Origin of the sequence: Sporomusa termitida, assembly GCF_007641255.1 — a bacterium.
GTDB lineage: Bacteria > Bacillota > Negativicutes > Sporomusales > Sporomusaceae > Sporomusa > Sporomusa termitida.
This window is the reverse complement of the sequence record NZ_CP036259.1, coordinates 3,191,998-3,203,375: the sequence shown is the minus strand read 5'-3', so window position 1 is coordinate 3,203,375 and position 11,378 is coordinate 3,191,998. Positions and strand designations below refer to the sequence as shown.

The following is an 11,378-nucleotide window of genomic DNA, read 5'->3' as shown; positions in this document are numbered from 1 at the left end:
CTTTATCCTGGCAAAATTTAGGCAGGCAAAACCTGGTTAAAGGACAGGAAGAATCTTTAGCGTTGGCGGGCTTTGCCGCCAGGGCCCAAGCCAGGTTTCAGGACTGAGTCCCGGGGCGGCAGAGACGCAGTAATTTTAAAATGAGACAAAAAAACGGGATGTTTCTCAAAATGAAAAAATGATAATAGGAAGCCGCACAGCATTGCTGGCATAAATGCTTTATCTATAAGGGCATGCTGGCTTTGGCCAGCAAACAAACAGTTGGCATGAGTTTTGCATTAGAAGTAGGCAATAACAAGTTAATGAGAAATGCCGGGCCAGGCGGGAGCACCTGCAACCGGAGTACAAACTGTGCCTGGCAGACGACAAAGGTAGAGGTAGATATAGGAGGTTACACCATGCGCACCACAATCGTTGTTTTTACCAAAGTTCCCAAGGCCGGAGATACCAAGACCCGGCTTACGGCAAACCGGGGCGGGATATTGACGCCGGCAGAGGCAATGGCTTTTTATGAAGGCTGTCTGCTGGATGTGATTAATGTTTGTCTGGCAGCCGGGAGCGGCGAGGTCCGGGTCTGCTATAACCAGGCTGGTGACCGTGAGTACCTGGAAAAATTACTGGCCAGGACTGCCGACCGGTCGCAGATTAAAGAAGTTTATGCCGACCAGGGCGGCAATTTCGACCAGTGTATGCAATATGCAGCCGACTATATTCTGAAAAATGGCGCTCCCGACCGCCTGGCCGACAGTGTGGTGATTGTCGGCGGTGACCTGCCCAGTTTGCAGCCTGTCATCCTGCAGGATACGGTTGCCAAGCTGGAACGGCTGGCCGGCAGCGAGCCGGGCCGGAATGCGGCCCGGAGTATTGAGACTGCCCCCCCGGGGCTGGGAGCGGCTTTGGTCGAAGGGGCCTGCCAGGAAGGGGGCTTTTCTGTTGTCGGTTACACCTGTACGACCCCGTTCGATTTTAACCGGGTATTTTACAACACCGACGGGATAACGGCTTTGGATATGCTCGTCACCAAAGCGGCCCAACAGAATATTCCGTTTGGGGTGGTGGAAGCCGCGCCTGATGTGGATATTCCGGTGGACCTGGCCAGCATGATTCCGGTGATCAAGGCGCTGGAACTGGCGGCCCGGTGTGACAAAAACATCAAGGTGCCGGTGAATACTCTGGCCGTCTTAGACGAAATCGGCCTGGAAAGCTCGGCCGTGCCGCCAAACCGCTGAAGCGGAGAGCGCCGGCAGCAGCGAAGCAGTGTTTTGAAGGAAAATGATGTATGGATATGTTAGCTAAGGATTGTGTGGAATGTGGTAAATGTACTGCCCTGTGCCAATTTCTGGCACAAACAGGAGAATCACCGGCCCGTATCGCCGGCCGGGGGGCGTCGGTTACCGAAGCTTTCAGCTGTTCGCTGTGCGGCGCGTGCGAGGCGGTTTGCCCCCTGGGCTTAAGCCCGCGGCAGCTGTTTGCCTGCCGCCGGGAGGAAGCGGTAAGGCAAGGAGAATTTGACAGTAATGAATACCGGTATCTGTTTCCCGACCGGCCCAACAATGTTATGAATATGTATCGCCGCTGCTACGGGGTTGACTACGGTGATATAGAGAATGCCGGCAGCGGGGGAACCTGGTTTTTTCCCGGCTGTACCCTGTTGACCTATTCACCGGGACTGACGCGGGCGGTCTTTTACCGCCTGCAGGCTGACGTAGATTGCCGGGGCTTTTGGACAGCCTGCTGCGGCAAACCCCTGCGGCAGCTGGGCCTGCGGCCCAGAGCCGAAGCCCTGCAGGGCCAACTGCAAGAATTTTTGCAACAGCATAACATAACCAGGGTTATTACAGCCTGTCCCGGGTGTTATTACGAACTGGAGCCCGTTTTTCAGGCCTGTAATGTCAGTGTCCGGACGGTGTATGAAATGCTGAAGTTGGCACCAACTGACCGGAACAGCAAAATCAAGTGTACTGTTCATGATGCCTGCCCCGACCGGTTTGCCCGCCGCTTTGGCCGGCAGGTCCGGCAGGCGTTGGCTCAGGCTGGTTTTTCCCTGCGGGAAATGCAGCATAGCGGGGCCCAGGCCATTTGCTGCGGCAGTGGCGGGCAGCTTTCCCATTTTCGCCCGGATTTAACCGAACAACTCGTACAGGCAAGACTGGCGGAAGCCCGGCAGTCCGGCGCCGATATTCTCATCGGCTACTGTTTAAGCTGTGTCCTGAAACTGGAAGGTAAAGCCGCCATGCCGGTGACCCATGCCCTGAATGTACTCCTGGCAATAAGTGAGGATTTTAAGGGGGCCAAGGCCCGGGCCGGCCAGATGTTGGCCGGGGCCGCCGGGGAAAGACTGTGGGCAGAAATGATGGCCGAGTAACCGTTTACAAAGGAGACCGAGAAGCTTGAATTATCGTGAACTTGCGACAACACTTACCACTATACTGACGCTCAGATGGTCGCCTGTGGCCGTAAAACTGTTGAAACCAGGGGAAGAAGTGCCTGAGCATGTATATGAACCCTCAGTTCCGCTTAGGCACTGTCAGGCCATTACCATTGCCAGGCGGGGCAACAGCCTGTATATGCCGCCCCGCAAGCATGCCTGTCCGGACGGGGCCGCGATTATGGGTTTGATTCCCATGTCCCCCAAACTGCGGTCCGGTGAATTGTATCTGCTGTTCAAGAAATTGCCGACGCTGGCCTGTGCCCGGAAAATGATAGCCACCCGCCAGGAGTTTGCTGCGGGAACCTATGCGGCAACGGTGCTGGCCCCGCTGGAAGATGCCGGCTTTGAGCCGGATGTAGTCATTTTCACGCTGTATCCGGAACAACTGATGTGGCTGTGCTGTGCAGCGAGCTATAGCACCGGCGAGCGCCATGCCTTCCACACCTCCGGCTACAATTCCACCTGTGCCGATTTGACTGTACAGGTTATGAAAAACCAGAAAATGAACATTTCGTTTGGCTGTTATGGCGCCCGGGCGATCAGCGAGATCAGTGATTTTGAAGCCTATGTTTCCGTGCCGTTTCAAGAATTGGGAACACTGGCGGACGCGCTGGCAAAGCTGGCAGCCAAAAGTATTCCGGAAGCGCGGCGGAAAATTTATATGCCGCCGGTTATTGATAAAGTCTCGGTGCCGGGGCCGGCAAGCGCCGGCACAGTTGCCATCCGGATTGACGCCGACCGCTGTACGGGCTGTGGCTTATGTGAGGCATTTTGTCCGGAAGCCGTGCTGCAGCTGGTAGCTGACGGCGGGCAGCAAAAGGCCAGTGCGCCGGCGGCGGAAAAATGCTGCGCCTGCTATACCTGTGCCGGCCAGTGTCCGCAAAAAGCCATACAGCTGACAGTCCGGTAAGTACAATGTTAAATTTGCATGATATTGGGGGAACAAGGATGAGCGAAATAAAAAAGACAGCCTGCCATTTCTGCCATATGAACTGCGGCATGCTGGCAACAGTCGAAAACGGAGTGGTGACAAAAGTGGCGGGAGACCCGGAGCACCCGTTTAATGCCGGAGCGCAGTGTCCCCGGGGGGCTTCGGCATTAGACCATTTAACCCACCCCAACCGGATCAACTACCCGTTGAAACGGGTTGGTGAGCGGGGGTCAGGCCAGTTTAAACGTGTAGCCTGGGGGGAAGCCTTAGATGATATTGCGGCCCGTCTGGCGGCTTTAAAAGCAGAGTACGGGGCTGAGACAATTGCCACTACGGGGGGCACTAACCGGACTGACGATTTTGCCCGGCGGCGCTTTTTTAACCTTCTGGGCAGCCCGAACGTTGTTCATACGGCCCCGGTGTGCTGGATTCCCAACTTCTTAACCGAGGCGGCGTCCTATGGCTGGGCGGCCTTTGACCCGGAAATTATGGGGGCAAAATGCGTTGTTGTCTGGGGCCATAATCCCGGGGCTTCCTATTTGCCGGAGATGCGCGGGCTGTTGCAGGCCAAGGCCAATGGCACCAAAATCATCGTAATTGACCCGGTCTACAGTGAAACAGCTGCCAAGGCCGACCTCTGGCTGCCAATCAGGCCCGGCTCAGACAATGCGCTGGCGTTAGCCTGGCTGCATGTCATTATCAATGAAGGGTTATGTGACTATCAGTTTATTGATGACTGGACAGTGGGCTTTGAAGAACTGAGCGACAGGGTGGAGGAATATACGCCTGACTGGGCCGCCGAAAAAACCGGTATTTCACCGGAACTGATTATGGAGAGCGCCAGGATCTATGCGCTGAGCAAGCCGGCCTGTATTCAGTGGGGGGTTGCCACCGACCAGTTGGGCCGGGGCAGCTCCGCCTCGGCCCAGGCCCGGGTGGCCCTGCGGATTATCTGCGGCAATCTTGATGTTCCGGGCGGTGATGTTATGCCTGGCCCCCATCCGACCTTTATCACCGACTGGGAGCTGGAATTAAACGACATGCTGCCGGCAGAGCAGCGGGCCAAGCAATTGGGATCAGACCGGTTTAAGCTGAATTCCTGGCCTGGTTATCAATTGCTGACAGATAATATGCTGCGGGTATGGGGCAAGAGTATTCCGGCCGAATGGTTCTGTGAAGCCAACCCCTCGACGGTGTTCCGGGCGATGGCGACCGGTGACCCTTATCCGGTAAAAGCCTGCATTGTACTGGCCAATAACCCTCTGGTATCCTATGCTAATTCCAAATTAGTCTATAAAGCGCTGAAAAATCTGGAGCTGCTGGTGGCTATGGAATACTGGATGACACCGTCAGCCATGCTGGCCGACTATGTCTTGCCGGCTGCCTCATGGCTGGAAAGGCCGGTGATGACTACTACCTATGGCGTTTCCGACTGGCTGATTGCTTCGGAGAAGGCGATCGAGCCGATGTTTGAGCGGAGAACAGATACCGAGTTCTGGCGGGAGCTAGGCCTTCGCTTAGGCCAGGCTGAGTACTGGCCCTGGGAAACCGATGAGGAGGTGTTCAAATACCGGCTTGACCCGCTCGGCCTGGAGCTTGAAAGCTATGAGGAGTTTGTGCAGTGTTACCGGATGCACTTTGCTGAACGGGAATATCAGAAATATCAGACCAAAGGCGTAGCCACTCCGTCCGGCAAGATCGAGCTGAAGATTTCAATTTTTGAGCAATTGGGTTATGATCCGCTGCCGCACTATGTAGAGCCGCCGTTTAGCCATGAGGCCAGACCGGAGCTGGCGGCGCAATATCCCCTAAGCCTCGTTGCCGGGGGCGGCTTTATGCCGTTCTTCCATTCCGAGCACCGGGAAATGACAAGGATCAGGCTGCTGCGGCCCTATCCGCGGGTAGCGATTAATCCGGCTTTGGCCCAACAGCTGGCGATTAAAGAAGGTGACTGGCTCTGGATTGAGACGCCGACCGGCAAGGTCAAGCAGACTGCGTTTATTACCGCGGCTGTGGCACCTGATGTCGTTCAGGCCGAACGGGGCTGGTGGTTCCCGGAAAAAGAGGTGAAAGACCCGGAACTGATGGGGGTATTTGAATCCAACATCAATGTATGTGTGGATGATGATCCGGATACCTGTGACGAGCTTTGCGGCAGCTTTTGCTCCCGGGGCATTATGTGCCGGATTTCGAAAGTGGAGGGGAACGACTGATGCACTGGGGAATGCTGATTGATCTAAAGAAATGCGTGGGCTGCCACGCCTGTACGATAGCCTGTCAGAATGAGCATAACTTACCGTTTGCCATGAAATACTGCAAGGTGGCCAAAGTGGGACCTGTGGGCGAATACCCCAACATAACCGCTTATAATATCACGACCGGCTGCATGCACTGCGCGGATGCTCCCTGTGTTGACGGCTGCCCCACCGGCGCAAGCCGCCACCGGGCCGACGGGATTGTGACAGTCGATCCGGATAAATGTGTGGGCTGTTTATTCTGTATGGTGGTTTGCCCCTATGGTGTCCGCCAGTTGAACGAGGAAAATGGTATTGTGGAAAAGTGCACAATGTGTTTTAACCGGCTGGACGAGGGTTTGGTCACGCGGTGTGTGGAGACCTGCCAGCTGCAGGCCAGATCGGTCGGGGATCTTGATGATCCTGACAGTGAGCTGGTCAAACAGATCCGGAAGCATAATGCGCAGCCGCTATATTCCTATTTAGGGACAAAACCGTCAATTTACTATATTATGCCATAGGAGGGGATGGAATGGAAAAGCAGCAAGAGTATTGGGGAAGTCTGCCGGCGTGGTACTTTTTCCTGGCCGCAATGGGGGCCATGCTGTTTGTTATTGTTGCGGTAACCGATTTGGCGGGAATGGAAATAGCCGGCCACATCAACGGCTGGGCCGGACTGGTGTCATTGGCAGTGGCTGCCGTCGGTGCCTTGTTATTATTAATTGAGCTAACCCATAAAAGCAGGGGCCATCTGGTGAATGCCCGTCCGTTTGCTTCGGTCATGAGTTTTGGTTCGCTGCTGCAAAGCGTATATATGCCGCTGGTGTTTGTCTATGCGACGTTTTTTTTCAGTTTTATCCCCTGGGCGGGACTTGGCTGGCTCAAAACAATTGTTGCTGTTCTGGCCATTATAACGGCACTGCTCTATGTTACCTATCCGGCAATTGAGCTGGGTGAGGCCAAGGGGCGGTCTTTCTGGAATGGCGGCGGGCTGCTGGGGGTCTTTTTGGTCAACGGGGCGGCCACCGGGGCGGCGGCCCTGATCCTGCTGCTGTTTGTGTTTGGTTACGCTGAGCACGCCTATACCGCCACGATCAGCGGTTTGGCGGCCGGTCTGCTGCTTGTCCAGCTGCTTACCGTGCCGGGCTATGTGCTGGGAATGCGGCTGTCCTCGGCGGAAGAGGCACGGCGGGGGGCCAATAAATTATGGAATGGCGAGTTCAGCAAAACCTTCTGGGGCGGGGTCATTAGCCTGGGGACGGTCATACCGCTGCTGATTAACCTGCTGTTTTCCTCAGTATACTGGCTGGCTATTGCCGCCGTGCTGATTCTGGCCGGCGGGATCTGTTTCCGGATTGATTTCTTACGGGCGGCGGTCAGGGTTGTGTTGCCTGGTGAGGAACGGGCGGAAATGAGCAAGGCCGAAATCACCAAACTGGCTGGTGCCCTTGAAAGCCGCTGGCAGGAAAAGGCCTGCTGGTTGCATCCTCACAAGTAAAGCAGGGGTATTGCTATGAATACAGAGATCGTCTTTGCCACCGATAACGATGAAGAAGAGCTGCAGGAATTGTTTACAGAGTGCGGGATGGGGCTTGCCGGCGATATCGAGGAGCATCTGCTGATAAAACGGGATCATAAAATTATGGCCGGGGCGATGCTGGCCCAGGTTGATGACCACCGGTTTCATTTACTGGTATTTGCTGTAAGAGCGGACGCCCGCAACCAGGGGACCGGCCGGCATTTGCTGCAGGAACTGCTGCACAGACCGGGACACTATTGCCGGCCTGAGTTTGGCAGCCATCGTGCCCGGCCTTACCAGGTGACAACAGTTGCCAAAGGGGAAGCGGCCCGCTTTTATGAAAAAAACGGGTTTGCGGCCTGTGCTTTTTCCGCACTTGCCGCCCCTTATGACCGGCAGTGTGAGGCGTGCCCGGAACAAGCAGCCTGCCGGCCTGTGGCCATGCTGTTTGCGCGCTCCTGAAGCAAACCTGCAATATTACAATTAGGAGCGAAGCGGAAATGGAAGGAAGTTTTATTTTACTGGGGACCGGAGCCGGGCCAGGCTTACCGTCGTTCTTTTGCAACTGCGCCGGCTGTCAGGAAGCCAGACGAAAGCCGGAGCTGGCGCGGACCCGCAGCAGTGCGCTGCTGGACACCGGCGACAGCAAGATCCTTATTGACACCTCGCCGGATGTAAGGCGGCAGCTGCTCAGGGAAGGTATTGACCGGATTGATTATGTTTTTCTGACCCACTGGCATTATGATCATTTTGGCGGCCTGGGCGAGCTGGAGTACTACGTAAAACTGGCAAGGCGGGAACCGGTGCCCCTGTTTTTGCCGCCTAGTGCCGGGAAGCAGTTTGCGGCAGCCTTCCCCAATCTGGCGGATGTTTTTGCCGTCAGGTCCTGGGCATTTGGCCGGCAATACCTTTTCGGCGCAGTGGGCCTAACGCCGCTGCCGGCCAATCACGGCATCGAAACGGCCGGCTTTTTGCTGGCCGCCGGGGCTGCCAGGCTGGCTTATTTCCCCGATACAGCCGGACTGCCGGCCCTAAGCGCACAACAGGTGACCGGTGTGGACTGGCTGATCTGTGATGCAACCTTCCATGGTGACAACTGGTACCCTGATGTGCACATGTCCCTGGAACAAGCCATTGCTCTTGGCCGGCAGGTCAACGCCAGGCAGACGGTGCCCACTCATCTGGCCATCCACTACAGCCGGCCGGTGACCGCCAGGGAGCTGCAGGCAGAGGTGGCGCCCTATGGTAATGTGGTGGTGGCTTATGACGGTATGCATATTACGCTGTAGCCGCAGCTGAAAAGCTTATGGCGGCAATACCACAAGGAAGCGGGAGAAACAATGAAAAAGTCGCTGGGAGCAAAAGTGGTGGCCATGCCTTCGCCGGTATGGATCGTGGGAACGTACGGCGATCATGGCCGGCCCAATATTATGACCGTTGCCTGGGGCGGAATATGCTGTTCAGTCCCGCCGTGTATTGCCATAGCTGTGCAGCAGTCACGGTTAACCCATAGCAATATTACCAAACGCAAGGCCTTTACGGTGAATGTCCCCTCCAGGCACCATCTGGCTGCGGCCGATTATGCCGGTATTGCCTCCGGCAAATACACCGATAAGTTTGCCGTTGCCGGTCTCACTCCTGTCAGGAGTGAACTGGTCGATGCGCCTTATATCGGGGAATTTTTGCTGGTGTTGGAGTGTAAGCTGCTGCATACGGTTGCGCTTGGCGGCCATACCCAGTTTATTGGGCAGATCCTGGATGCCAAAGCCGATGCGGCTGTGCTCCGTGATAATGAAAATCCGGCGATGGCGAGTGTTAGCCCGCTTATTAGCAGTGCCGCCGACCGAAAGTATTATGCACTGGGTGAGTGCTTGGGACAGACCTATCACATTGGCTTACAGCTTGTGGATCAAGAAGAAGGGAAGAATGTATAAGACTGGCCTGTAAATTCCATAACAATTGACACTCCGAGCTGCATGACCTAAAGATATCTATGGTCTGTCAGTCTGGACCTGGCGGTTCACGGGGCAGTGGAAGAAATTCCACTACCTCCCATTTGGGAAAGGAGGCGTTTCATGAGTTTGAGATAAAACTTCTGTGCGCTTGCGGCACAGAAGTTTTTGTTTGGTAATAACTTTAGCAAGCTGTTACGCGCCGGGCGGCTTGAAGCATACGCAGCAGCGCAATATTCATTTTACCAGGAAGGAAGTGAGTCTATATGCTTGACAGTTATGCCAGAGAGGTCGACTATTTGCGCGTTTCGGTCACGGACAGGTGCAATTTACGCTGTAAGTACTGCATGCCGGCTGAGGGAATAGAAAGTCTTGGGCATACGCAGATACTGGCCCTGGAGGAGATTGTCCGGCTGGTCCGGGTGGCGGCCCGGGTGGGAATTCGCAAGGTAAGGTTAACCGGCGGCGAGCCGCTGGTTCGTAGAAATATCACAGACCTTGTTGCGCAAATCGCGGCGATTCCGCAAATTACCGAGATCGCGCTGACAACAAACGGGGTACTATTTGCGGACCTGGCCGCAGAGCTTAAAGCTGCCGGGCTAACCAGGGTGAATTTCAGTCTGGACAGTCTTGAGCCGGACTGTTTCCACTATATTACCAGCCGGGGGAATTTGATTGATGTGACCGGGGCTATTGCCAAGGCGCTGGCGCTGGGGCTGGCCCCGGTAAAAATAAACACCGTGGTTATGAAAGGGATCAATGACCATGAAATCCTTGCTTTTGTCAGGCTGGCCAAAGAAATGCCGCTCCATGTGCGGTTTATCGAGTTTATGCCGGTCGGGGACCTGCCCTTTTATCAGACGGACCGGATGGTAAGTGTTAGTGAGATCAAAGCAATTATTGCCCAGCAGTATGATTTATACAGCGGCCCGGCCGTACAGGGGAATGGGCCTGCCAAATGTTACCAGATAAACGGCGGCCTTGGCAGTATTGGCTTTATCAGCGCGATGAGCGATCATTTTTGTTCCGAATGCAACCGGCTGCGCCTGACTGCCGATGGCAAGCTGCGGGGCTGCCTGTTCGGCAAACAGGAAATTAATTTGAAAATGGCTCTGCAAAACGGGGCCAGTGATGAGAAACTTGCCCACCTGTTCAGCAAAGCAATCAGGGAAAAGCCGCGCTGTCATCATATGTCTGAAGGCTGGGGCGCCGATAATAAACGCAAGATGTATCAAATAGGGGGATGATGATGGATTTTACCCATTTTAATACGGCTGGTTATGCCCGGATGGTGGATGTCAGTGAAAAAACAGATACTGTACGCATCGCCACCGCCCAGGCGGTTGTCCGCATGCAGCCTGCTACCCTGCAGACGATCCGAAACGGCGGCATCAAAAAAGGGGATGTTCTGGCGGTTGCCCAGGTTGCCGGCATCATGGGGGCCAAGCAGACTGCCGGTTTTATTCCCATGTGCCATCCTTTGATGCTCACGTCGGTAGATATCAGCTTTGCCATCAATGAACCGGACGCCAGCATCACCATTTGCTGCCAGGTAAAAACAACCGGGAAGACCGGCGTGGAGATGGAGGCTATCAGCGGCGCCTCGATTGCGGCCATGACGGTGTATGATATGACCAAGGCGATTGACCGCTGGATGGAAATCAGCGATATCCGGCTATTGGAAAAAAGCGGCGGGAAGAGCGGCCATGTCAAACGGGAACAGTTGGGAGAGGGGATACCATGTATAAAACAGCAATTCTGATTATGAGTGATAAAGGCGCCCGCGGTAAGCGGCATGATGAAAGCGGCCGGCCGGTACAAGCATCGCCGGGGAGGTCCCGGGAATGACGAAAGTACTGGCAATAAATAGCAGTAAGGAAAAAGGCCAGCCCAAGCAAGCGGTGGCGAAAGGCTACTTTGCGCTGAACTGGGGGCTGCAGGGCGATGCCCACGCCGGCGACTGGCACCGGCAGGTAAGCCTGCTTGGCAATGAAAGTATTGATAAAATCAGAAGACTGGGCCTTGACAATCTGGCCACAGGCAGCTTTGCCGAAAACATTACCACCGCCGGCATCGTTTTATTTACGCTCCCGGTCGGCAGCCGGCTCAGGGTAGGCGAAACCGTGCTGGAGGTGACACAAATTGGTAAAGAGTGCCATAAGGGTTGTGCCATCCGGGAAAAAACAGGCGATTGTGTCATGCCCCGGGAAGGGATTTTTGCCAGGGTAATTACCCCGGGCTGGATAAAACCGGGGGATGAAATAGTGAGGCTCGACTAAATACGGTGTTAAGCAACAACAGAGAGGGTTGG

General features: G+C 55.2%; 12 protein-coding genes and 1 riboswitch. All 12 genes read left to right on the top strand.

The features are described from left to right. The first annotated feature begins 398 nt into the window (after positions 1–398). Positions 399–1,229, top strand: coding sequence for a TIGR04282 family arsenosugar biosynthesis glycosyltransferase (locus SPTER_RS15125; protein ID WP_144351140.1), 831 nt, complete (start codon positions 399–401; stop codon positions 1,227–1,229). Between the two features lie 50 nt (positions 1,230–1,279). Then, complete coding sequence (locus SPTER_RS15120) at positions 1,280–2,365, top strand: (Fe-S)-binding protein (RefSeq protein ID WP_144351139.1); 1,086 nt, start codon at positions 1,280–1,282, stop codon at positions 2,363–2,365. Between the two features lie 25 nt (positions 2,366–2,390). Further along, the gene (locus SPTER_RS15115) at positions 2,391–3,341 is read left to right on the top strand and encodes a DUF169 domain-containing protein (protein WP_144351138.1); all 951 of its coding nucleotides are present in this window, start codon (positions 2,391–2,393) and stop codon (positions 3,339–3,341) included. Positions 3,342–3,379: 38 nt separating this feature from the next. After that, the gene (locus SPTER_RS15110; protein WP_144351137.1) at positions 3,380–5,575 is read left to right on the top strand and encodes a molybdopterin-containing oxidoreductase family protein; all 2,196 of its coding nucleotides are present in this window, start codon (positions 3,380–3,382) and stop codon (positions 5,573–5,575) included. Next, complete coding sequence (locus SPTER_RS15105) at positions 5,542–6,117, top strand: 4Fe-4S dicluster domain-containing protein (RefSeq protein WP_211367292.1); 576 nt, start codon at positions 5,542–5,544, stop codon at positions 6,115–6,117. The genes SPTER_RS15110 and SPTER_RS15105 overlap by 34 nt, the downstream gene beginning before the upstream one ends. A gap of 11 nt (positions 6,118–6,128) precedes the next feature. Beyond that, complete coding sequence (gene nrfD, locus SPTER_RS15100) at positions 6,129–7,094, top strand: NrfD/PsrC family molybdoenzyme membrane anchor subunit (RefSeq protein ID WP_144351136.1); 966 nt, start codon at positions 6,129–6,131, stop codon at positions 7,092–7,094. Between the two features lie 15 nt (positions 7,095–7,109). Further along, positions 7,110–7,577, top strand: a complete 468-nt coding sequence (locus tag SPTER_RS15095; RefSeq protein ID WP_144351135.1) for a GNAT family N-acetyltransferase — start codon at positions 7,110–7,112, stop codon at positions 7,575–7,577. A 38-nt stretch (positions 7,578–7,615) separates the two neighbouring features. Continuing rightward, complete coding sequence (locus SPTER_RS15090) at positions 7,616–8,404, top strand: MBL fold metallo-hydrolase (RefSeq protein ID WP_144351134.1); 789 nt, start codon at positions 7,616–7,618, stop codon at positions 8,402–8,404. 51 nt (positions 8,405–8,455) lie between these two features. After that, positions 8,456–9,049, top strand: coding sequence for a flavin reductase family protein (locus SPTER_RS15085; protein ID WP_144351133.1), 594 nt, complete (start codon positions 8,456–8,458; stop codon positions 9,047–9,049). Between the two features lie 19 nt (positions 9,050–9,068). Then, a riboswitch (molybdenum cofactor riboswitch) is annotated at positions 9,069–9,198 on the top strand. A 135-nt stretch (positions 9,199–9,333) separates the two neighbouring features. Then, complete coding sequence (gene moaA / locus SPTER_RS15080; RefSeq protein ID WP_144351132.1) at positions 9,334–10,314, top strand: GTP 3',8-cyclase MoaA; 981 nt, start codon at positions 9,334–9,336, stop codon at positions 10,312–10,314. After that, positions 10,311–10,829: a cyclic pyranopterin monophosphate synthase MoaC gene (gene moaC, locus SPTER_RS15075; RefSeq protein ID WP_342787094.1), complete on the top strand. Its 519-nt coding sequence runs from the start codon at positions 10,311–10,313 to the stop codon at positions 10,827–10,829. Before moaA ends, moaC begins: the two co-directional genes overlap by 4 nt. 82 nt (positions 10,830–10,911) lie before the next feature. Then, positions 10,912–11,346 (top strand): MOSC domain-containing protein, encoded by a 435-nt coding sequence (locus SPTER_RS15070; RefSeq protein WP_144351131.1) that lies wholly within the window; start codon positions 10,912–10,914, stop codon positions 11,344–11,346. Positions 11,347–11,378: the final 32 nt, after the last annotated feature.